The following is a 22,905-nucleotide window of genomic DNA, read 5'->3' as shown; positions in this document are numbered from 1 at the left end:
ATACAGTCATGACAGTTTTTTCTCAACCCAAGCCGGCCCATCAAAGTCATTTGTCTGATGGAGAAATTCGAGAGCAATACCGCTATTGGCGCTTGCATATCATGCTGAGCCTTTATATAGGTTATGCGCTGTTTTATTTTACCCGTAAAAGTTTTAACTATGCGATGCCTGCCATGATAACCGATCTCGGCCTTGATAAAGGCGAGATTGGCCTGATTGGCACGTTGTTTTACATCACATATGGTTGTTCCAAATTTCTTTCCGGCATTATCTCTGACCGTTCTAATCCGCGTTATTTCATGGGAATAGGGCTAATTGCCACAGGCATCATCAATATCTTCTTTGGCTTGTCCAGCTCTATTGTTATGTTTACCTTCCTTTGGGTATTAAATGCGTGGTTTCAGGGATGGGGATCACCGTCATGCGCTAAGCTGCTGACTAGTTGGTACTCCCGTTCAGAGCGAGGGTTCTGGTGGTCGTTATGGAATACTTCACATCATGTAGGCAGTGCATTGGTGGCATTGTTTGTCAGTTTTTTGACATTGCATTTTAGCTGGCGGGAAGGGTTTATTGTACCGGGTTGTTTGGGCATTTTAGCTGGCCTGTTTTTATGTTGGCGATTGCGTGATAAGCCCGCAACTATGGGATTGCCGAGCATCGGTCAGTTTCGTAACGATCGTTTGGAAAAGATGCAAGAAAGCCAGGGGCAGGGGTTAACCACCAGAGAAATACTGAAAACGTATGTTTTTCGCAATAAGTACATTTGGTTGCTTTCGTTCAGTTATGTGTTGGTATACATCGTTCGCACGGTTATTAATGATTGGGGAAACCTCTATTTGACGGAATATCACCATTATGATTTGGTGAGTGCAAATGCGGTGTTATCCCTGTTTGAAATCGGCGGATTTATAGGATCGCTGGTGGCAGGTTGGGGATCAGATAGAGTGTTTGGCGGTAATCGTGGGCCGATGAACCTGATATTTGCAATGGGTATTTTTTTGTCAGTGGCTGCTTTATGGCTGATGCCTGTGACGGGTCTGGTTTTTCAATCAATCGGTTTTTTTACCATTGGTTTTTTTGTCTTTGGCCCACAATTGTTGATTGGGATGGCTGCTGCTGAATGTTCACACAAAGATTCCGCAGGTGCTGCAACGGGTTTTGTGGGGTTTTTTGCTTATACAGGAGCCGCTCTTGCTGGCTACCCTTTTGCCGTCATCTTGGAGCATTACCATTGGACAGGGCTATTTATTACCATTTCTGTCTGCGCAGTAATGATAGGTTTATTATTACTCCCGTTCTTACAAGCTCAATTTCCCCGGCAAGTAGGGAAGGGAGAGTATAAAGCTAATTGACTGAAAGGCAGCATTAAAAAAGGGAATGCCTATTGCACCATTCTTCTCTGGTTATTTCCCAGAACTCACAATTATATGTTCCTGACACATATTGTTTTTTTTCAGTTCTTATTAATCTTTCTCCTTGTGCTAATGAGATATTTTTTGAGCGTTGATTCATACTGGCTTTTTGCGTTCTGAGAACAGATTGCCCCAATGTGTGAAACCAATAATCGGTAACTCTTTCACAGGCTTCGCGCATCAATCCCTGACCCTGATAGTCTAAAGACAGCCAGAAACCTCGGTTATTATCTTGCTTATCATATAATCCGATCACACCAATCAATTCATCAGGATGTTCTTTTATTCTAATAGACCATAGCCGGGCTTTTCCTGATTGCATTGCGGGCAGAGCGATTTTATTGACAAAATATTCAGCTCCGTCAGCAGGATAAGGCCATGGAACTGCGCTGCCATCTAAGTATTTGACGATATCCCAATGAGGGAATTTTTGCTGAATTTGAGGCGCATCATTATGTACTAATTTTTTTAATAGAAGCCGCTCTGTTTCTAGATCGTCAATTGCCATAATGCCTCCAATTGTAATGAAAATGTTGTAACTTGGTCTGCAAAGACATTAATTTTAGTGTCAAAAATAGTCAATTCAATTTTTCAATTCAGTAAAATAACGGGGTAAAATATAGAGGGTGAAAACATGGTATATAAAACTATGGTATAGTAGCTCCCCCTGAATTTTTCCTACCCATCGGAATGTTATGTCTTATCAATGTCCTTTATGCCACTTGCCATTACTGTTTTCTCATCATCAATGGCGCTGTGAAAATAACCACCAATTTGATTGTGCAAAAGAAGGGTACGTCAATTTGATGCCCGTTCAGCATAAGCGTTCAAAAGAACCGGGTGATAGTGTGGAGATGATGCAAGCAAGAAGGGCATTTTTGCATTCCGGGCATTATCGAGCATTGCAACAAAAAGCGATTGAGCTGCTTAATGAATATTTGCCGGAGGAAGCTGAAACGTTGCTGGATATCGGTTGTGGTGAAGGTTATTACACGGCTGCGGTACAAGAACAGTTAAGTCATCATCGTAACCTGACAATATATGGATTGGATGTGGCGAAGGTAGCGATTCGTTATGGCGCAAGACGTTATTCCAATGTTAATTTCTGCGTAGCATCCAGCCACCGATTGCCATTTGCAGATAGTGCAATGGATGGCATTTTACGGATTTATGCCCCTTGTAAAGCAACCGAATTAGCCCGCGTAGTGAAACCGCACGGTATTGTTTTGACGGTGACACCAGGCCCACGTCATTTGTATCAATTGAAAGAGTTGATTTATCAGGAAGTGCATTTGCATCCTGAAAACCATGAGCAATGGGAAGGCTTTGACTTAATTTCGACACAAACGCTGGCTTATCCAATGTCATTGGATGGTGAACAAGCCCATAATTTATTGCAGATGACCCCTTTTGCCTGGCGGGCATCAGAAGAAATTAAAACTAACTTGTTGTCGCAAGATAGCTTTAATTGTGAAGCAGATTTTACATTGAAAGTATATCGACGTACTTGATAGCAATAATCTTAAATTCGTCTTATTTCTCAGTTTACTGTTTTGTTGGATATGCTGTAACCTGAAATTTATTGGGGTTCGGGCGGAAAATCTGGAGTAAATAAATTTTTATTTACTCCAGAAAAGAGATTATTCAGAATACATAAATAATTGTAGATGCTCGAATAATATATTGAAGCCAATGCAAATTAATACTAATCCACCCATTAATTCAGCACGTTTACCCAATAGCGGGCCAATATAACGGCCTATTAACATTCCCAGCGTCGCCATAATCATGGTCATAAGCCCGATTGTCATGGCGGTATGTAGGATATCAACTTGCAAGAAGGCAAGGCCGACACCAATTGCCATGGCATCCAGACTGGTTGCAATAGCAGTGAGAACCAATGCCATTGAACTATGGCGTTGAGGTGTAGTTTTACGGGGGGCTTCAGGTTCATGTTTGAAGCTTTCAATAATCATTCGGCAGCCAAGAATGAACAGTAATGAAAAGGCGATCCAATGATCCCATTCCATAATATATTGGCTGGCATACAGGCCCAATCCCCAACCAATTAAAGGGGTGCAGGCTTCAACCAGGCCAAAGATAATACCAGTGCGGATAGCTTCACGAAAATGAGGGCGGTGCAGAGAGGCTCCTTTTCCGACTGCTGCGGCAAAAGCATCCATGGAAAGTGCTAGTGCGAGAATAAGTGTTGCATAGAGGTTCATCAAAATAGCCTCGGTTGGGTGATTCCATATACACACAACTTCACCCCCAACCAATGGCGTAGCTATGTGTCTATGGTCTTGCCAACCATTCAGAGCCTTCTTGCTTGGCTCTTTAGGCATTCGCACCACGTTTTATTTTAAACGAGTATGTTGATACGAATTTTCCAGAAACTGTCCGGAACAGGCTACTCCCCAATGACTGAATCGGACAATATCATATTCAGAATAAAAGGCAAAAAATTTCATTATATTTTTGATATAGGACTGATAATGGTTATCATTACCTTTTATGGGGTAAAAAATAAGACCAATAATGAGCTTTGGTCTTATTTAATCTATATGGATTTAAAGTAAGGGGAAGATTATTTGTTATTCACAAGGAATTGATAAATTTTTTCCAGATCATCTAATTTTGTGACAGAGATATATATTTTATTATGCTCTAACTCCATCATGAGAATACCATCTTCAGATAAATTCATTGCCTTAATACGTTCATAAGGAAAAAAGCGATAAGCATGATAGAAGCCTTGCTCTTTAAATATTAATTTCGGTGAGCGAATATAACCTAAATATAACGTTACTAAGATGATAAATGATAATAAATAGGTAGTGAATTGGCTGCCATGAGATGTGACGTTATTGTAAATAACAATTCCGATCAAAACGATGAAGATCAGGGCATCAATCCGCTGCTTTCTTTTTAGTGTTATATTTAACAGCGTCTTACCTTTGAGCTGATTGATAATAAATTCATCATAAATTGCAAAAGCGAGCATTAACACAATCAAAACTATCAAGATGATATCATTCAAGCTCATTTTTAATCCCTATTTTTCATTGCGGATGGAAGCCTTATCGTATTCTTGTTTTTGTAAGAATGGGGAGGTTTTACCTCCCCATATATTGTAATGGTACAAAAAAAGCAAATTTAGCCAAGGAAACCAAAGCGGAAACCGACGATACCCAGAACGAAAAAGCCCACGATTATCCACAGAGGATTGACTTTTTTCCGCAGTAACCACATACAGCCGAATGTCAGCAATAATGGCATCAGGCCAGGCATTAATTGATCCAGGATTGTTTGAACGGTAGTCACTTTTATTTCACCAGTGAGTGGATCAGGGACTTCTGAAACCACTAGCGGAATATTGACTTTCGTCCATTTATTGACCAAGGCTCCCATGACAAATAAGCCCAGAATTGACGCTCCTTCCGTCATTTTCTGCAAGAAGCCACCGCCCATATCTTTAACGATATCCAAGCCTTTCTTATAGCCATAAGCTATCCCGAAGTAATGGGTGAGCAAACGTACCAAATTAAACAGAAAGAAAAATAGAATAGGCCCCAACGGGCTGCCACTCATGGCAATACCGGCACCAAGGGCGGCGAATACTGGGCGTACAGTTCCCCAGAAAATTGGGTCACCTACACCAGCCAAAGGCCCCATCAAGCCAACCTTGATACCGTTGATCGCGCCGTCATCAATGTCGGCTCCGTTGGCACGCTGTTCTTCCATTGCCATGGTGACACCAAGAATAGGTGCTGCAACATAAGGGTGAGTATTAAAGAACTCCATATGTCGCTTTAAAGCTTGTTTCCTTTCTTCGGTATTCTCTGGGTACAGGCGACGAATGGCAGGTATCATTGAGAAGCAGAAACCAAGCGCTTGCATGCGTTCAAAGTTCCATGAACCCTGAAAGAGGTTAGAACGGAGGAAGACACCGCGGATATCGCTTTGCGTCAGTTTTTTCTGACCCATATTTTTTGTCTCTGACATATTGTTTATCCTCTTAATCTAATTCGTTATCAAGGTCGTTTGAGGTATTGCCAGCAGGAGCGGCTGCCTGTGATTGGTTGTATTTAGGGCTAAGCTGGATATACAGGATTGCCATAACGATACCAATGACACCTAATGCAACCAGGTTGAAATTAGTGAAAGCGGCAGTGACGAAACCAAGGTAGAAGAATGGCATCAGATAACCAGCACGCATCATGTTAATTACCATTGCATAACCAACCACCACAATCATGCCACCGGCGATATTCAGACCACTGGTAACGACTTGTGGGATGGAGTTCAGCATGTTCTGAACTTCAGAGGTTCCTACGGATATCGCAACAATCAGAGCAGGGATGGCAATGCGCATAGCCTGTAACATCAGGGCTGAAATATGAATGATGCTGATTGCACGAAGATTACCGTTTTCTGCCGCCTTATCTGCTGCGTGCTGGAAACCAACAGTCAGAGTACGAACGATAATGGTCAGAACCTGTCCTGCCGCAGCCAGCGGGATCGCCAGTGCGATACCGGCACCAACATCTTGCCCGCCTGCGATGACCAGAATGGTTGAAATGATGGAGGCTAAAGCTGCATCAGGGGCGACTGCCGCACCGATATTCATCCAGCCAAGCGCGATCATTTCCAGTGTACCGCCGATGATGATGCCGGTTTTCATATCGCCAAGCACTAAGCCGACTAATGTACAGGCAATTAATGGACGGTGAAATTGAAATTCATCAAGAATAGAACCCATGCCTGCGATACAGGCAACGATGAATATCAACACAAGTTGAACAACGGTAATTTCCATTGTTTTTCTCCTGTAACCAAATGTAATTTGGTAAGAATTTTGTTATTGAGTAATGGTTAATAAAATGACATCTGTTTTTGTTTTTAAACTTTTTTCAGCAGATCCATCATATTTAAACGGGTATCACTGGCGACCTTACGAGCTTCAAGTTCGATGCCATGAGAATTCAGTTTTCCAAAGGCTTCAATGTCAGTATTATCAACAGAAATCGCGTTGTTAATCTGGGTTTTTCCCTGACGGAAAGCCATACCACCAATATTTACGGATTCGAGAGTGACTCCTCCTTCTACAATGCGCAGGACATCTGTCGGGTTGGTGAATAGCAGCATGACGCGCTCACCCGCATATTTAGGGTTGTTGTAAACACGAACACACTTGGCAACATCCACGACGTGTGCACTGACGCCGGGAGGTGCGACTTGTTTCAACAGAGTAGAACGTACGGTATCTTGAGCGACTTCATCACTGACAACAATAATACGCTTGACGTTGGTTTCTTTCGTCCAACGGGTAGCAACCTGACCGTGAATAAGGCGATCGTCAATACGCGCGAGAGCTATCTTCATATGGCCGCCCGCAGTAGGCGCTGAAATTGATGTTACGGCAGGCGCTGCCTGTTTAACTGGTTCAGGTTTTGCGGGTTCTTCAGTTTGTTCGGTTTTTAGGGCCCGGATGCCTTCTTTCCCTGTTTCTAATGCAACAGCAACCAGTTCTTCCATTGAGGGACCGTCGTCACGGCACATGAAGGCTTCAACTAACATCGGGACATTTACGCCCGTGATTATTTCGTAGTTGTCTTTATCGACGGCAATACGATTTGCCGCATTGAATGGGCTACCACCCCAAGTATCGACAAAAAACAAAACCCCTTGTTCTGTATCGAGCGATTCCAGTTTTTTGTTGTACTTATCGAATAATGTATCAGCATTTTCACCGGGTACGAAGTCGATATAAGAAACGTTCTCCTGTTCTCCAATCAACATCTCTGCAGTATGAAGCAGTTGTTCTGCTGCAGCCCCATGTGTGCCAATCATAATGGCTATACTCACTTGTTTTCCCCTTTCTGTAACAATTGAACTCAGGCCTACTGTAAGTTCACACTCAATATTTCTAATGTAGCTAATCAACTATCAATAAACATGATAGTTGTAAACATAAAACCTTATCGAGAATCTATCTCAATATTTCATTTCTTACGGTTTTATATTTCGTTACATAAGAAAATATGTCGCTAGATTATCATTTGAAACCTTCGAGAAAATTGCTATCAGTCAGAAAAATTAAGATAGGCTGTTTTGATAGTTCAATACGAGATTTTATATCTTTTTATTTTAAATATTAGATTTTTATTTTGGTTTATGGTGTGTTTTAAAGTGTTTTTAACTGTTTCCGGTAACATTTTATTAATCTTTACATAAAAAGTTCGTGATGTTTTTACGGTAAAATAGAAAATAATGTGCTTTGGTGATCCGTTTCAGCCAAAAAATATCACTACCAAATGGTAGGGGTATTGTTTCAACTAGAATTTGGTATATCAATAATTGTTGGGAACTGCCCGTCGAAAATTGGCAGTAAAAATACAGATGATCGCAAAATCGTTGGTGAAAGGATTCACTGGAACACATCTGTGGAGATAAAGGCCATATCTTGCAGGCTCTGTATGATAAATTGGCTGCGAGAGGATTTTATATCTCTGGTGTAATTTTCACTGCTTTCTTAGAAAAATAATGGTGAGTTAATACATTAAGCTGAGCCTTTTCAGAATAAAATTCCTGAGTCTACTTATTTCTCTTCAATTTCCTGCTGATGGTTGATGGATTTAAATTAAGTGATTCAGCAATGGCTTATTATAAAAATCCTTCTTTTTTAAAATTTAAAATCTGGTATCTTTCTGTTTCAGTCAGTTGTTTATAGATCATGGAACATTTTCCTTTGGTGGGAAAGGTGCCTGCTATAGCGACTGATTGCCCTTCTGAAAAATTGCACTTATTAATCAGAACTGCCAATTATAAATTATTTTCTGTTGTTCATTACTAAGGCACGCTAATAAATGACGCGATGCATGCAAATTAACAAACATTGTTCCGAGGAAAGTGGAATTATTGTGCTAAGGAAAATGTAATGAATAAAATTAAAACGCCCTAATCATGATGTGAATAGTTATGAACAGATTACAAGTTGTACCTCTTACTCAGTATCAAAAAGAAATATACTATGAAACTCAACGTAATCCAGAAAGCGGTCAGTTCACTATATCCATAGCGAGGATATTAAAAGAAAATATTAACTTTGGAAAACTTCTTAATTCAGTTAATGATTTTATTAATCAAGATGTTGCATGCCAATTGCGTATCGTTGAACAAGCAGAAGTGTTGGGTCAGCAAATACAAGATGTGGCAGTTAATCAAGTGGAAGTCATTGATGCTAAAAATGAAGACATTACTGTGCTCTTCAGTAAATGGTCAGAACGAGTTTTTAATCTGAATGACAAATCGCTCGTTGAGATTGCTCTGTTACGAAATCTACAAAATGACGGCACTGCTATTTTTATTCGTGTTCACCATATTATTTGTGATGGCTGGGGAATAAACCAATTAGCAGAAAAAATTCTACATTTCTACCAAAACAATGATCTTAATCAAGGAATGTTGTATAGCAATTATGAGAGGTATATTTCAGCAGTAATTGAACAAGAAATAACTTTGTCACAGCCGGAAATAGAACAACAAATAACTGAGCTGGCTGAATTTACACAATGCAATGAGCCTGTTTTTTTTAATCGTGGAAAGAAAAGTAATCTTTCTCGCTTCATGCGTCATCGATATATATTGGATAAGTCTGAGGTTGCAAAAGCGATATCTCAAGGAATTAATCCCTACCAAGTCATTATGTCTGCGGTAGCTATTTTATTGTCACGGTTACATAACAGTACCGAGATAACAATAGGCGTTCCTTTACTCAACCGTCGCAATAATCAACTTGATATGGCTGGCCATTGGGCTAATACGCTGCCACTTGCTATTGCGGTAGAAGAAGATGATACCCTTATTGATCTAGCGGCTCGTATTAAAACAGACACCACAAAACTGAAAAAGTTTGAGCATATTCCTCTCGGGCGTTTGCTTAAGTCTATGGGGACAACAAAACGTCGGTGTTTCGATGTCACTGTATCTTATAACCGCTTTCCCACTGTAGATGCTTCCTGTTATACCTATAAAAGTGAAGGTAACTATGCGCCGGCTCATGAAGATGATGCAATAGCGATCTATATCTGTACCGATGGGAATGATAATGACGTCACTATTGACATCGTCGGAGCTGTCGATATTTTCGATGAAAATTATACATTTGAAACCCTTACCGCTTCCTTAGAGCGTATTATCGAACAGTTTATTGCATCACCAACACAAACTGTCTCGGAAGTGAATCTCTCTTCGGCGGAAGAAATGGCTCAACTGGCTCTTTTTGAGCAAGGGCCCATTGCCGAATTCTCAAAGCAAGAGACTTTATCAACGTTATTTGATACTCAGGCTTCATTACACGGAAAAGCAGTCGCTATCGCAAATTCTGGTGAGCAACCCACGCTGACTTATGCTCAGTTCCAGACCCGCATAGACAATATGGTCACGGTGTTACTGAAAGAGAACGTGCGGAAAGGAGACATCGTTGCAATCTTAATGGATCGTAGTACGGATATGCTTACAGCTATTTTTGCTGTATTAAAAGCAGGCGCGGCTTATCTGCCTATCGATCCCAATTATCCGCAGGAACGGATTGATTATATGCTGAATGATAGTGGTGTCGAAGTCATCATAGCCGACAAAGCTAATCAGTCTTTAATCGCTAAATCTTATATTGTCATTGATGGTAATAACATTTCCGCTCAAGAAAATGTAAAACAGCCCAATTTATCTACAGCCGATTCTCTGGCATATATGATTTATACATCAGGCTCCACCGGGCAACCTAAAGGAGTTATGATCGATCATTATTCAGCGGTGAATCGGATTGAGTGGATGCAGGAACGTTATCCACTGGATAATACCGATGTGATACTACAAAAAACACCGATTTCATTCGATGTATCCGTTTGGGAATTATTTTGGTGGTCTATTTCTGGAGCCGCTGTCCATTTATTGCCGCCCGGTGCTCACAAAGATCCATTGGAAATAATAAAAGCAATCAGTCTACATAATGTGACTACATTGCACTTTGTTCCCTCTATGCTCCAGCCTTTCTTAGATATTTTAGAGGCTGAACCTGAATTAGTGGATAAATTAACCAGTCTGCGCCGTGTGTTCACCAGCGGTGAAGCACTTCCTCCTGCACGGGTTAATCAGTTCCGTAAAATCTTTTCCACCTTTGGTTTAAATGCACCGGCTTTGATCAATCTGTATGGTCCAACAGAGGCCACCGTGGATGTATCGTATTTCGAGTTTCTTCCTGAAAATAACGCTGTTATCGACCGCGTCCCCATTGGTTTTCCGATCAACAATATTTCACTGAGGGTTATGTCTCAGCATGACACCCGACAATCAATCGGCATTGCAGGTGAACTACAGATCAGCGGTATCGGGTTGGCCCGTGGTTATCACAATAAGCCAGAATTAACTGATGAGAAATTCATTCGGGATGGAGAGCAGCGCTGGTATCGCACAGGCGATTTAGCAAGGTGGTTATCTGACGGCAGCATCGAATATTTGGGCAGAATTGATAATCAGGTGAAGATCAGAGGTAACCGCATTGAATTGGGGGAAGTGCAGAACACGCTCGAACGCATTCCCGGAATTACTCAGGCTGAAGTTTTACCACAAAAGAATAATGATGGTGATGCTTACCTTTGTGCCTATTATGTTACCAATAACCAGAGTCTTACTTCTGAGAAACTACGTGAAACTTTACTGGAATTTTTACCCGACTTCATGGTTCCACTGAAATTTTTTCAGGTTCCTTCTATTCCTCTTACCCCAAACGGTAAAGTTGACCGTAGCGCCCTTAGTGCATTGGTGAAAACAGAAGTTTCGGGTCGCTATGATGATGCTCAGACTGAAACTGAATATCAATTGGCAGAAATTTGGAAACGGGTATTAAAAATTGAACAACTCAGTGTGCAGGATAATTTTTACACATTAGGAGGTGATTCTATCTTAATGTTGAAAGTTCGCTCTGAAGCTGAAAAAGCGGGAATGAATGTGACTCTTTCTCAGTTGTCACAACATTTGACGATAGCCGGATTGAGCCAACAAATTGACATCGGTCATAAAGCTCAAAGAATCACTGAGTTACCTCCTTTTGCATTGGTCAAAGAAAAAGAGCGTGCGAAACTTTCTCAATATGCTGATGCATTCCCTGCAACCCAACTCCAACTCGGTCTGATATATCATAGTCAGCAGAGCAAAAGTTCAGGCACGTATAAGGATGTTTTCCGCTATACGCTGAAAGGAGAGTGGAAACCTGAAATCTTCCGTAAGAGTGCAGCGGCGACTATCCAACGTCATCCTGCTCTTCGTTCACACTTTAATCTGGCTGATTTCAGCGAGCCGCTACAAGTCATTAATCACAGTATCGATCTTGACCATGCAGTAGGGATTAAAGATGTTAGCTCATTGCCATTGATTGAGTCTGAACAACTGATTAAAGAGTACATGAAAAAAAGAAGTCGTCAGGACTACCATTTTGATTGTGCGCCTTTGTATCACATCTGTTTGTTCAGAACCGCAGATACTATAGAGATGGTATTTAGTTTCCATCATGCCATTCTGGATGGTGGTAGTGTGGCAAATTTGGTACGTGAATTATTCTTTCGTTACCTGAATGACGGTATGTATTTTCCTGAAACGGATGTACTTCCGTCACCTGCGTTATACATACAGGATGAGCTTCACGCATTACAGGATCAGGAACACAGCGTGTTCTGGAAAGAAATGTTTAATGGACTTCCCCGAACGCAATTCCCCGGATACCGATTGTACGAAAGTTTGCCAAAAAATCAGATTTTCACAAAAAAGGCCGTCATTCCAGAAGAAATTGAAACGAAGCTGAAAACTCTGGTACAGCAAGAAAATGTTTCCATTAAATCGGTTTTCTTTGCTGCACATTGTTTAACTGTGGCTATGTTTACGAATCAGGATGAGATCGCGACTGGATTGGTTACCCATGGCAGGCCTGATGCACAGAACTCAGAGCAAACGCTGGGCTTGTTTCTTAATACATTACCTGTGCGTTTCTCTCTGGCTGACAAAACATGGAAAGAGTGTATTCATTCTGTATTCAGTGCTGAACAGCGCCATGCGCCATACCGTAAATATCCACTTAATGCTATCCAGCAGGTGGCCGGTGAGGGGGCAAGAATTAGTTCCGCATTCAATTACATTCACTTCCACGTATTATCTGAAATATTTAGTGGTCCTGATCTGTCTCTCATCGCATTCGATCCGTGGGAAGAAACTAACTTTGAAGTATTACTCAATGTCATGACTGATTTCATCACAGGTCAAAATTATCTACGATGCGATTTTGATGGCAATGTTTTCTCACAAGTGCAGGCTGATACTTACATGAACACCTATATGACCATATTGAACAGAATGGTCAGTAGTGGTGATCAACGCGCAACCCTGAGCCAGCCGCTCACATCAAGAAGCAAGGAAAGACCATCTCAGGAATTCATATCAACGCTGGCTATGATTGTGAAAAATGTACAGGAGCAACCTGATGCAATAGCGATTCGTTATCATGGCCTGCAATGGAGTTATGAAGAACTATGGTCAGAGTCTGGGAAAATTGCTTCCGCGCTGATTTCCGAGGGAGTTATTCAGAATACCCCTGTCGCTATTGCTCTTGAGCGTTCTCCCACACTTGTTGCATCACTGATTGGTGTGATGAGATCGGGGGGAGCCTGTTTACCATTGGATCTGAATTATCCGGCTCAGCGTATTGCAGCGATGGTGGAACAGGCTCAGCCGATACTGGCTATTGTTGATAGTGAATCCGATAAATTACTCAACGTAGTGACAATCCCGACAATGAGAGTGGACACGTTGATAAACGGAAATATACCTGTACCAGATAGAGAAATACTCCCTGAGCAGTTGGCTTATTTACTGTTTACATCAGGTTCAACGGGTAAGCCTAAAGGCGTGGCAATGCCGCATCGTAGCCTGTCGAATTTGGTTACCTGGCAGAATGAAACTCATACTGGTAAGAATATTCGTTCTACCTTGCAGTATGCGCCTCTGAGTTTTGACGTTTCATTTCAGGAAATTTTCTCTACATTGACTTCTGGTGGAGAATTACACCTTATTAGCGAAGATGAACGACGTGATCCTTTACAGTTACTGCGTATTATTGAAACTTACCGAATAGAGAGAATCTACCTGCCTTATGTTGCACTTCAGCAATTAGCCGAAACAGCAGTCGCATTGGGCAATTACCCGAAAAATCTGAAAGCGGTCATTTCATCAGGTGAGCAACTCCGGGTTACTGAAGATATTCGTCTGTTTATTGGACAAATAAATAACGGTATCCTTGAGAATCAGTATGGACCCACAGAAACTCATGTCATCAGCGCATTTACTATGCAAGGTGATCCAAACGCTTTCCCTGCGCTTCCACCTATTGGTAAAAGTATCAACAATTCAGATATCGTGCTCCTGAACAGTCAATTACAAGAAGTTGCTTCTGGTGAACAAGGTGAAATTTATGCTCGCGGTTTACCTGTAGCACTGGGTTATTACCGTCAGCCAGAATTAACCACAGAGCGCTTTATTATGCTCAAAGACGGTGATGAGCCACTGTATCGTACAGGTGATTTGGGCGTGAGGCTTAAGGATGGCAATATTCTCTGTTTAGGCCGCAAGGATACACAGGTTAAAGTCCGTGGTTATCGCATTGAACTGGCAGAAATAGAATTAGCTATATCGAGTACGCCAGGTGCTGATGAAATACTGAAAGACGTTGCGGTAGTCGTTCAACAGCACGGTGAAAGTGATGGTTTTCTGGTTGCATTCCTGATCGGGGAAAAGAACGAAGTATTTACTGTGCGTGTACAGCAACATTTGGCTGAAACTCTGCCTAAACATATGCTCCCTTCTCAAATAGAGTGGTTGGGATCACTGCCTAAAACCCCGAGTGGGAAACGTGACGATGTGGCGTTACGCAGTATGCGGATCGTGCATGGGTATAATGCTGTAGAGGATATTGCTCCGCGAGATAACTATGAACAAGTATTGTGTGATCTGGCTGCGGACTTGCTGAAAATACCCGGCTTATCTGTTCATCAAAATTTGTTTGATATCGGTGGTACTTCATTGACAGCCATGAGAATGGTCGTTTTGGTAGAAAAATATTTCAGTATCAGCATTCCTTTGTCTCTTTTCGTTAGTAACCCGACTGTCGCACAGTTAGCTACACATGTCAGAGAAAAAGGGGGATATCCCAAATTCAGTCCTCTTGTCCCCATGCGTACTACGGGTCATAAACGGCCATTGTTTTTTGTCCATCCAATGGGGGGAAATGTCTTGTCCTATTTACGCTTAGTAAAACATTTCCCCGAGGATCAACCTTTCTATGCCTTGCAGGCTCACGGAGTAGATGCGGGGTCTATGCCATTGACCAGTGTGCAGGAACAGGCGGCAAATTATTTGGAAGCTATACGCCAAATCCAGCCATATGGCCCATATTCAATCGGCGGTTGGTCTTATGGCGGATTTGTCGCATTTGAGATGGCGCGCCAGTTGAAAGAGCATGGGGAAGAAGTGGCCGATCTTTTCGTCTTAGATACGGTGGCACTTAACACGAATTCTCAGGGAAAAGTGAATGAGGAAGCGCTATTACGATGGTTTTTCTGGGAATTACTGTGGGTTAATGAAGGGGCGACTCTCCCTGAGCAGGTTGTGCCGGAGCAGATGACTTCTTTGCAGGAACGATTCGAATATATTACGGAGCATGCCATTGCCACAGGCGCAATTCCACAAGGCAGTTCCCGTGCTGTCGTACAAAGGTTATTTGATGTGTATAAGACCAATTGGAAAGCCGCTGCGGATTATGCTGCTTACACGGCCGATATCAATATGACTTTATTACATGCAACGCGCCCATTACCTGAAGTATTACGCTCCATGCATGATGCGATAAGAAGTGAGTATCGCGATCCTAAAAATGGCTGGGAGGGTAAAACAGCGGGTCATATCAATGTCATTGATGTACCCGGTGATCATTTAGAGATTATGGAAGAGCCGTATGTGGCAGAAGTTGCACAAGTGATCCTTCGAGAAATGAGTGAATTCTCTAAAGAACAAGTATTGCTAGTTTCGGAGAAAGTATGAATCGTCCATTAAAAGTGATTATAGTTGGAGCCGGTATTGGCGGGTTAACTGCTGCTATCGTATTACGGCAGATTGGCCATTGTGTTGAAGTTTATGAACAAGCTCCTACTTTACGTACCGCAGGCTCAGGTTTATCTGTGATGTCCAATGCGGTTGCTGCCTTATCCTCAATTGGTGTTAATCTGAAGTTGGAGCACTTTGGTGCGCCAATTAAACGTTTTGAAATCAGGAACGTTAAAGGTCGTTTGATACGTAGCTTACCAATACCTGAAATCTCGTCATCTAACGGATTCGATAGTGTTTGTATATCACGTAAGGCATTGCATGAAGCTCTGCTACAGCAGCTTGATAAGAATATTATCCATGTCGGCGCTAAGGTCACCACGATCACGGAAAGGGATGATGGCATTTCTGTCCGTTTTGCTGATGGCAGAGAAACAGATGGAGATTTGCTCATTGGTGCTGATGGGATCTACTCTTTTGTCCGGGACTATATTCAAGGGAACAAACCCGTCCGCCCAGCCGATTATATTTGTTGGTTAGCTGTTACTCGCTATCAACATCCGCAGATCACACCGGGTTACGTTGGTCATTATTGGGGGGCAGGGAAACGAATCGGTTTGGTCGATGTAGGTGACGGTGAAGTCTATTGGTGGGGGACTGCGAATATGTGTACTGAACAGGCCCGTAACTGGCAAGGAAATAATAAAGATATCCTTGCGTATTATCAGGGATGGCCGGCTATTATTTCTGATATTATCCTGCAAACGCCATCCGAAGATATCATTGCTGTCCCTGCACAGGATAGACCTTTTTCACCTCTCTGGGGAAAAGGAAGGATCACTCTTTTGGGAGATGCGGCGCATCCTATGCTGACAAGCCTTGGTCAAGGTGCGGGTATGGCTATCGAAGATGCTGCGGTTTTGGGGCATGCACTTAAGCAGCAGTCAGATCCAATTTCTGCTCTGCGCCAATACGAAAAAATTCGTCTTCCAAGGGCGGAAATGTTAGTGAATGCATCAAAAATGCTGAGTGACTCTGAACAGGATGATCGTTTCTTTCATTGTCTGAAGAGGGATTTGTCCTTACGGTTTGTACCAACGGCAAAACTCATGGAGAATTTCGAAAAATCATTACGTTTTTCTACCGGAGACTTTGATTTCGATGCCGTCGCCGCCGGGTAGTAGCTCGTAAAATCAGAACACTTTATATAACCTCATCCCGCCGTTTCAGTATTCCGGCAGGGCTGAGGTTAATGGATAGTGAAAAACAGATAACAATATCACTTATTCCAGAAGGAATAAGTGATGTTTGATATTAATCACACTGAACTTTTATCGCCAAACCACCACGTGAAGTTTCACGATATTTCGCGTTCATATCTTTACCTGTTTCATACATGGTCTCAATAACCTTATCGAGCGAAACACGGGGTTCGCTGGTACGGCGAAGTGCCATGCGAGCGGCGTTAATCGCTTTGACTGAAGCAATTGCATTACGCTCAATACATGGAACCTGCACTTGTCCTGCAACTGGGTCACAAGTCAGGCCGAGGTTATGTTCCATGCCAATTTCTGCGGCAATGCACACTTGCTCAGGGCTTGCACCAAGTAATTCAGCAATACCGGCAGCCGCCATTGAACAGGCAACACCGACTTCTCCCTGACAGCCGACTTCAGCGCCAGAAATAGAAGCATTCATTTTATACAAAATGCCGATTGCACCAGAGGCCAGGAAATAACGGGTGTACAGTTCCGGTGTTACTGGTTCAATGCAGTGATTGTAATAGGCCAGGACGGCTGGCACGATACCACATGCGCCATTGGTTGGTGCGGTAACGACACGACCACCCGCAGCATTTTCTTCATTGACGGCCAATGCAAACATGTTGATTAAGTCAACAACATTCATCGGGTCATTGGATAAATTGGTAGATGATGTCAGCATACGGTGCAATGCGGCTGCACGACGAGGAACACGTAATGGGCCGGGTAATACCCCTTCTGTGTTCAGGCCGCGATCGATACAGGCTTGCATGGTTGCCCATATGTCTGCGAAATACTCAGCAATTTCTTCTTTGCTGTGTAAATCTAATTCGTTTTTCATCATCAAGCCAGAAACAGACAAACCTGTTTTGTTGCAGTTCATCAGAAGTTCTGCTGCTGAACTGTATGGGTAAGAAACAGGCTTAGTATCTTGAGATGGCTTGCCGAAATGTTCTTCATCAACAATAAAACCACCACCGATAGAGTAGTAGGTTTTGCTGTAGACTTCTTCATCACCAGCGAATGCATGAATTTGCATGCCGTTTTCGTGCAGTGACAGATTATCGCTACGGAAGTTCATACCGCCATCGCGAGGAAAATCGACTTCATGTAAACCATTTGCCAGTGGCAAACGTTGAGTTTGCTCAACATCACGTATAAAACCCGGAATTGAATCAATATCAACAGTTGCTGGCATATTACCTGCCAATCCCATGATGATAGCGATATCCGTATGGTGACCTTTCCCGGTTAATGAAAGTGAGCCGTATACATCAACAGCTACACGCGTGATAGAGGACATTATCCCCTGGTTTACAAGATCATCGACAAATTGTTTGCCTGCTTTCATAGGACCAACAGTATGAGAGCTGGATGGGCCAATACCCACCTTAAACATGTCGAAAACGCTAATCACGCCAGACTCCTTTAAGAAGAAAGAGATATAGTTATTTATATTAAAGCGCGCTACTTTACTGTTATTTAGTAGTGTTGATAAAGGAGTTTACAGTTTTTTTTTAATTATAATAGCAATTGATATGATTATGGATAAGTAATGCACAGTTTTATGGCATTTTATGTTCTATTCAGAATGATTTTTGAACTTGTTGTGCAAGCCGATAAATAATCGCTGCGGTTAATCCCCAAATCATTTGCTCTTGATGCCAATAAAAGTAGACGCGGTGGTGGTGATTGCGGCGTTTTATGTCCAGATACCGGTAGTGAGACAGGGAAAGTGCATCAAACAGCGGAATCTCAAAAATTTTTGCCACCTCTGCTGGATTTGTCCGGAAAGAAACCGGAGTGGAGATTAGCCCGATGACCGGAGTAACACAATAACCCCCGCTGCTGTCCAAAGGGGCCAATTGCCCCAGGATCTGTACCTTATCTTGCGGAAGGTTGACTTCTTCTTCAGCTTCCCGCAAAGCGGTGGCAATAATTGAATGATCTTCAGGGTCAGCAGCTCCGCCTGGAAAAGCAATTTGGCCCGCATGAGAACGAAGATTCAGGGAGCGTTGAGTCAATAAAAGCGTTGGTTCTGGCTTACATATAATCGGAAGTAATACCGCAGCATTCCGTTGATTACCCGCTAAATGCGGAGATTGGGAAGGAAGTTGCAATTGAAACCGATGAATGAAGTCAGAAAGCGATGTCATGGTATGTGAAGCTCTCCTAATTGAGGTAAAATTCGTCCTAGTTTATCAAATGTTTCCTGATATTCTTTTTCAGCAATGCTATCTGCGACGATACCACCTCCAGCCCAACAGTAAATTTTTCCTTTTTCTGTCAGTAAAGTTCGAATGGTGATATTGCTGTCCATTGTACCGCAGAAACTAATATAGCCGACAGCCCCGCAATATCCATGCCTACGGTGTGGTTCCAGTTCTTCAATGATTTCCATTGCGCGGATTTTGGGCGCTCCGGTAATAGAACCACCCGGAAAACAGGCACGAAGTAAATCGGTAGCATGATATTCATCAGGTAACATTGCTGTAATAGTACTGACCAGATGGTGTACGGCCGGAAAAGGCTCGACAACAAATAATTCAGGAACTTTGACCGAACCGGGGCGGGCAACCCGCCCGATGTCATTTCTCAATAGATCTACAATCATCAGGTTTTCAGCGCGATCTTTTCGTGAATTCGCTAATTTTTCAGCCTGTAATTGATCTTCTGCGGGGTCTTGCAATCGTGGTAATGTTCCTTTGATTGGACGAGTCTGGATTTGCTTATCTTCCAGTAAAATAAAACGTTCAGGTGAAACGCTGATAATGCAGTGTTCAGGTAAGCGGATAAAGGCAGAAAAGGGCGCTCGATTACTTTCATTAAGCTGAATGAATGCCTGCCATTCATCTCCCTGATAATCAGCGTGGAAACGCTGTGATAAATTGACCTGATAGCAATCACCATCCCGCAGATAACGATGGATATGGGCGATTTTTTCGTGATATTGCTGCGCTGTCATATTGGCGTGCCAATGACTTGTCAGGGAGAAAGGGTTGCCCTTTTTTTCCCTCTGTGATTCTAACCATGCCAAACGTTTATCGATATCGTGATAACTCAGTAAAGTAGCCTTTTGTTGCTGGTGGTCGATAATTAACGCCCAATCATAGATGCCAATAGCCATATCAGGAAAATCCAGTTCATTGGCAGCGATTGTTGGCAACTTTTCAATTCGTCGTCCAAGATCGTATCCCCAGAGTCCTAATGCTCCTCCCTGAAAAGGTAAGTCAGGATCAAATTGGGGGGTGATATGACAGGCATGAAGGGATTTTTTTAACAAAAAGAAAGGATCTTCCTGAGAAAAGGATGTTTCGCCATCATGATTTATTTCTGTAGATTCTCCATGAGTAACAAATGTTGTTACTGGCTCGGCGACTAAAATATCAAATCGATTATGTGGATGTTCGGCGGCTCCTGAATGTAACAACATTGACCAGGGAGATGCAGAAACAGGGGCAAAATAGTGGGTAGCGAGATCGGGAGAATAAGGTAATTGTCGTTTTTGTAGTGCAATTTTCATGATGGAATCAGTGTTGGCGGTTGGCAATTCACGATAAATAACATATTAACACGCGGAGATTATCACAGAATCTCACTCCTGACTTGAGATAAAAAAGATTATAATCTTCGGTTGCCATTAATTGTTATGTCAGGTTTGAGGTTATAACTATGTTTTCAGGTATGCCAGCGTTATCTCACGAAGAACAGCAAGTTGCTGTAGAAAGGATCCATCAGCTCATTTCAGAAGGGATGGGAAGTGGAGAAGCTATTGCTATCGTTGCTCAGGAATTGCGCGAAAAACATCAGAATAATGAACAGATCCATGTTCTGTTTGAGGATGATGAAAAATAGTCGCAACGTATTTTTAACAAAAATCACATAATTACTTTCTGCTACATGTTAATTTATCGCAACTTTTAATCCATATTATTTGGATGGTAATAGGAGGTAATATGAAGACAAGTCAGTTTATTCAGCGAATTGGGTTATTGAGTGCAGGGGTGCTGCTTTCTGTGTCATTTACGGCGACAGCCGCTGAGAATAATCGTGTAGCCAAGTTTATTTCTTGTAAAAACTTAACTAATGATCAAGTTGCAGCGCAGGTTAAGCAGGATTTTTTACAAAACCGCATTAATCGCTGGAGTGAGGACAGAAAACAACTCGGAACTTCAAAACCAATTGCATGGGTAAATGTCAACGATATTACTGGTGATGAAAACGCATTGCAGGTTCCACTTATTGTACGTGGTTCAAAAAAAGATAAAAGTTACAATGTCACAATTGATTGCCAAAAAGAAACTATTAATTATAGTGAAGTAAAGTAATTAAATAGTTTGTCATGCTATCTTTGAATATGGACGGGATACCGGAAAGTATCCCGTTTTGTTGAACAGAGAGAGGGCCTTATGACGGAACAACGGAAATTCTATCCCGCTTATGATGCGTATCAAACAGGGTATTTAGATACTGGGGATGGGCACCAAATTTATTGGGAATTGTGTGGTAATCCGAAAGGTAAGCCTGCGGTATTTATCCACGGCGGACCTGGAGGCGGTATTGCAAGCTATCATCGTCAGTTATTCGATCCTGAGCATTATCATATTATGCTGTTTGATCAGCGTGGTTGTGGCCGTTCCAAACCTCATGCCAGCCTGGAGAATAATACAACGTGGCATTTGATTGATGATATTGAACGGTTGCGTAATTTGATGGGAGTTGAGAAGTGGTTGGTTTTTGGTGGTTCGTGGGGCTCAACGTTGTCTTTGGCCTATGCTGAAAAACACCCGGATCAGGTATCTGAATTGATATTGAGGGGAATTTTCCTGCTTCGTCCTCAAGAATTGAGTTGGTATTATCAGGAAGGTGCTTCTCGTTTTTTCCCTGAAAAATGGGAACGTATGTTATCTATCTTATCTGAAGAAGAGCGTGGAGATGTGATTGCCGCTTATAACAAACGGCTGACGAGCGCTGATCTGCAAGTACAGTTGGAAGCGGCGCGTTTATGGAGTCTTTGGGAAGGAGAAACTGTGACGTTGCTGCCTTCTGAGCATTCAGATTCATTTGCGGAAGATGAATTTGCTTTGGCATTTGCACGCATTGAAAATCATTACTTCATCAATAACGGCTTTATGGATGAAACCCAGCAGCTATTGGATCATATTGATGCGATCAGGCATATTCCGGCCGTCATTATACATGGACGCTATGATATGGCATGTCAGATTCAGAATGCATGGGATCTGGCAAAAGCGTGGCCGGAAGCGGAACTGTGTATTGTGGAAGGTGCTGGTCACTCTTTTGATGAACCCGGCATTTTACACCAGTTAATCAAGGCAACTGATAAATTTGCCGGAAAATAGCCGAGATAACCACCCATTCAGTGGTGGTTACCTTTTTTTACCGTCCTCTTTAACGACTTTTGGGTTCGTAAGGCAAGCGTGACAGAAACCTTGATTGCTGGCGGTAGTGATGCAAACGCTGCTGGAAATATTCTCGCAGATGGGATGGCTGTGATTGCTCGACAGTATCGGGAATAACAGGCATGTTATAGCGCTCTTTAAAAGCAACTCCGGATGCTGCTAAATCAACATTGACTTTATCCATCTCGTCTTTAGATAATCTGGCTAAGTTGTACTCCATTATGGCCTCTCTGAAAATTTATCTCTTAGGAAGAAAATTAATCGACTCTTTTTGGTTTATCAAGTGGTTTAAAGGGTTCAAAAAAACATCAAATAAATATAAACAATACCAATTCTCATTATTATTAAAGTTTTTATTTTAAGTAAAAGGATTAAATTAAATAAAATTGATTCTTGTTTCCTTATATTTAATGAGATTTATTCTTGTTATTTATTTAAAATAAAATACCAATTATCAATGAGTTATGTATTTTTATTTTATTTTTGTTTTATGTGTTTTTAATTGGCATAATACGCCCAGTTTAATAAATCATTAGAAGGATTGGCTGATGTTAAAACAAGAAATGATCAAGAAATTAAATGAGCAGTTAAATCTGGAGTTTTACTCTGCGAATTTATATCTGCAAATGAGTGCATGGTGCAGCGACAAAGGATATGAAG

The 22,905-nt window shown here is 42.0% G+C and carries 18 protein-coding genes and 1 riboswitch; of the genes, 8 read left to right on the top strand and 10 right to left on the bottom strand.

From position 1 onward, the window contains the following. Positions 1-8: 8 nt before the first annotated feature. Positions 9-1,352, top strand: a complete 1,344-nt coding sequence (uhpC, locus tag AB204_RS08180) for an MFS transporter (RefSeq protein WP_047962893.1) — start codon at positions 9-11, stop codon at positions 1,350-1,352. Positions 1,353-1,365: 13 nt separating this feature from the next. Here uhpC and AB204_RS08175 read toward each other — a convergent pair whose 3' ends face one another. Continuing rightward, complete coding sequence (locus tag AB204_RS08175; protein ID WP_047962892.1) at positions 1,366-1,920, bottom strand: GNAT family N-acetyltransferase; 555 nt, start codon at positions 1,918-1,920, stop codon at positions 1,366-1,368. A gap of 187 nt (positions 1,921-2,107) precedes the next feature. On the opposite strand from AB204_RS08175, the gene rlmA reads away from it, so the two are divergent. Continuing rightward, a complete protein-coding gene (gene rlmA / locus AB204_RS08170; protein WP_047962891.1) occupies positions 2,108-2,923 on the top strand; it encodes a 23S rRNA (guanine(745)-N(1))-methyltransferase in 816 nt (271 codons plus the stop codon). 129 nt (positions 2,924-3,052) lie between these two features. Here rlmA and mntP read toward each other — a convergent pair whose 3' ends face one another. From mntP to manX, 5 genes are all read right to left on the bottom strand, one after another. Further along, on the bottom strand, positions 3,053-3,637 hold the full coding sequence (gene mntP / locus AB204_RS08165) for a manganese efflux pump MntP (RefSeq protein ID WP_047962890.1): 585 nt from the start codon (positions 3,635-3,637) through the stop codon (positions 3,053-3,055). 83 nt (positions 3,638-3,720) lie between these two features. Further along, a riboswitch (yybP-ykoY riboswitch) is annotated at positions 3,721-3,845 on the bottom strand. Between the two features lie 154 nt (positions 3,846-3,999). After that, a complete protein-coding gene (locus tag AB204_RS08160; protein ID WP_047962889.1) occupies positions 4,000-4,458 on the bottom strand; it encodes a DUF986 family protein in 459 nt (152 codons plus the stop codon). Between the two features lie 110 nt (positions 4,459-4,568). Further along, positions 4,569-5,417, bottom strand: a complete 849-nt coding sequence (locus AB204_RS08155; protein WP_047962888.1) for a PTS mannose transporter subunit IID — start codon at positions 5,415-5,417, stop codon at positions 4,569-4,571. Between the two features lie 13 nt (positions 5,418-5,430). Then, positions 5,431-6,231, bottom strand: a complete 801-nt coding sequence (locus tag AB204_RS08150; protein ID WP_047962887.1) for a PTS mannose/fructose/sorbose transporter subunit IIC — start codon at positions 6,229-6,231, stop codon at positions 5,431-5,433. Between the two features lie 83 nt (positions 6,232-6,314). Next, complete coding sequence (manX, locus tag AB204_RS08145; RefSeq protein ID WP_047962886.1) at positions 6,315-7,280, bottom strand: PTS mannose transporter subunit IIAB; 966 nt, start codon at positions 7,278-7,280, stop codon at positions 6,315-6,317. Between the two features lie 1,113 nt (positions 7,281-8,393). On the opposite strand from manX, the gene AB204_RS08140 reads away from it, so the two are divergent. Further along, the gene (locus AB204_RS08140) at positions 8,394-15,557 is read left to right on the top strand and encodes an amino acid adenylation domain-containing protein (protein ID WP_047962885.1); all 7,164 of its coding nucleotides are present in this window, start codon (positions 8,394-8,396) and stop codon (positions 15,555-15,557) included. Next, the gene (locus AB204_RS08135) at positions 15,554-16,741 is read left to right on the top strand and encodes an FAD-dependent monooxygenase (protein ID WP_047962884.1); all 1,188 of its coding nucleotides are present in this window, start codon (positions 15,554-15,556) and stop codon (positions 16,739-16,741) included. Before AB204_RS08140 ends, AB204_RS08135 begins: the two co-directional genes overlap by 4 nt. A gap of 133 nt (positions 16,742-16,874) precedes the next feature. On the opposite strand, the gene AB204_RS08130 is transcribed toward AB204_RS08135, so the two are convergent. The 3 genes from AB204_RS08130 to pabB form a co-directional block, all read right to left on the bottom strand. Continuing rightward, complete coding sequence (locus AB204_RS08130; RefSeq protein WP_047962883.1) at positions 16,875-18,239, bottom strand: L-serine ammonia-lyase; 1,365 nt, start codon at positions 18,237-18,239, stop codon at positions 16,875-16,877. 169 nt (positions 18,240-18,408) lie between these two features. After that, entirely contained in the window at positions 18,409-18,978 is a 570-nt protein-coding gene (locus tag AB204_RS08125; protein ID WP_047962882.1) for a CoA pyrophosphatase, read from the bottom strand. Then, positions 18,975-20,345: an aminodeoxychorismate synthase component 1 gene (pabB, locus tag AB204_RS08120; RefSeq protein WP_047962881.1), complete on the bottom strand. Its 1,371-nt coding sequence runs from the start codon at positions 20,343-20,345 to the stop codon at positions 18,975-18,977. The genes AB204_RS08125 and pabB overlap by 4 nt, the downstream gene beginning before the upstream one ends. A gap of 149 nt (positions 20,346-20,494) precedes the next feature. Between pabB and AB204_RS08115 the strand changes: the two genes are divergently transcribed. From AB204_RS08115 to pip, 3 genes are all read left to right on the top strand, one after another. Further along, on the top strand, positions 20,495-20,677 hold the full coding sequence (locus tag AB204_RS08115; RefSeq protein ID WP_047962880.1) for a YoaH family protein: 183 nt from the start codon (positions 20,495-20,497) through the stop codon (positions 20,675-20,677). 101 nt (positions 20,678-20,778) lie between these two features. After that, positions 20,779-21,150: a protein YebF gene (gene yebF / locus AB204_RS08110; protein WP_047962879.1), complete on the top strand. Its 372-nt coding sequence runs from the start codon at positions 20,779-20,781 to the stop codon at positions 21,148-21,150. Positions 21,151-21,231: 81 nt separating this feature from the next. Next, positions 21,232-22,185: a prolyl aminopeptidase gene (gene pip / locus AB204_RS08105; protein WP_047962878.1), complete on the top strand. Its 954-nt coding sequence runs from the start codon at positions 21,232-21,234 to the stop codon at positions 22,183-22,185. Positions 22,186-22,234: 49 nt separating this feature from the next. Here the strand turns inward: pip and AB204_RS08100 are convergent, their stop codons facing one another. Then, on the bottom strand, positions 22,235-22,465 hold the full coding sequence (locus AB204_RS08100; protein WP_047962877.1) for a DNA polymerase III subunit theta: 231 nt from the start codon (positions 22,463-22,465) through the stop codon (positions 22,235-22,237). 328 nt (positions 22,466-22,793) lie between these two features. Here AB204_RS08100 and AB204_RS08095 point away from each other — a divergent pair. Continuing rightward, on the top strand, positions 22,794-22,905 hold a 112-nt coding region (locus AB204_RS08095; RefSeq protein WP_047962876.1), incomplete at its 3' end, for a ferritin-like domain-containing protein.

This window comes from Xenorhabdus khoisanae, from assembly GCF_001037465.1.
In the GTDB taxonomy this organism is placed as follows: domain Bacteria; phylum Pseudomonadota; class Gammaproteobacteria; order Enterobacterales; family Enterobacteriaceae; genus Xenorhabdus; species Xenorhabdus khoisanae.
Note: the sequence above shows the minus strand (reverse complement) of the source record. Positions and strands in the feature narration are given on the sequence as shown.

What these genes read in the sequence shown, in the direction of transcription:
- uhpC (WP_047962893.1), top strand. Translation starts at nt 9, where the DNA reads ATGACAGTTTTTTCTCAACCCAAGCCGGCCCATCAAAGTCATTTGTCT.
- AB204_RS08175 (WP_047962892.1), bottom strand. Translation starts at nt 1,920, where the DNA reads ATGGCAATTGACGATCTAGAAACAGAGCGGCTTCTATTAAAAAAATTA.
- rlmA (WP_047962891.1), top strand. Translation starts at nt 2,108, where the DNA reads ATGTCTTATCAATGTCCTTTATGCCACTTGCCATTACTGTTTTCTCAT.
- mntP (WP_047962890.1), bottom strand. Translation starts at nt 3,637, where the DNA reads ATGAACCTCTATGCAACACTTATTCTCGCACTAGCACTTTCCATGGAT.
- AB204_RS08160 (WP_047962889.1), bottom strand. Translation starts at nt 4,458, where the DNA reads ATGAGCTTGAATGATATCATCTTGATAGTTTTGATTGTGTTAATGCTC.
- AB204_RS08155 (WP_047962888.1), bottom strand. Translation starts at nt 5,417, where the DNA reads ATGTCAGAGACAAAAAATATGGGTCAGAAAAAACTGACGCAAAGCGAT.
- AB204_RS08150 (WP_047962887.1), bottom strand. Translation starts at nt 6,231, where the DNA reads ATGGAAATTACCGTTGTTCAACTTGTGTTGATATTCATCGTTGCCTGT.
- AB204_RS08140 (WP_047962885.1), top strand. Translation starts at nt 8,394, where the DNA reads ATGAACAGATTACAAGTTGTACCTCTTACTCAGTATCAAAAAGAAATA.
- AB204_RS08135 (WP_047962884.1), top strand. Translation starts at nt 15,554, where the DNA reads ATGAATCGTCCATTAAAAGTGATTATAGTTGGAGCCGGTATTGGCGGG.
- AB204_RS08125 (WP_047962882.1), bottom strand. Translation starts at nt 18,978, where the DNA reads ATGACATCGCTTTCTGACTTCATTCATCGGTTTCAATTGCAACTTCCT.
- pabB (WP_047962881.1), bottom strand. Translation starts at nt 20,345, where the DNA reads ATGAAAATTGCACTACAAAAACGACAATTACCTTATTCTCCCGATCTC.
- AB204_RS08115 (WP_047962880.1), top strand. Translation starts at nt 20,495, where the DNA reads ATGTTTTCAGGTATGCCAGCGTTATCTCACGAAGAACAGCAAGTTGCT.
- yebF (WP_047962879.1), top strand. Translation starts at nt 20,779, where the DNA reads ATGAAGACAAGTCAGTTTATTCAGCGAATTGGGTTATTGAGTGCAGGG.
- pip (WP_047962878.1), top strand. Translation starts at nt 21,232, where the DNA reads ATGACGGAACAACGGAAATTCTATCCCGCTTATGATGCGTATCAAACA.
- AB204_RS08100 (WP_047962877.1), bottom strand. Translation starts at nt 22,465, where the DNA reads ATGGAGTACAACTTAGCCAGATTATCTAAAGACGAGATGGATAAAGTC.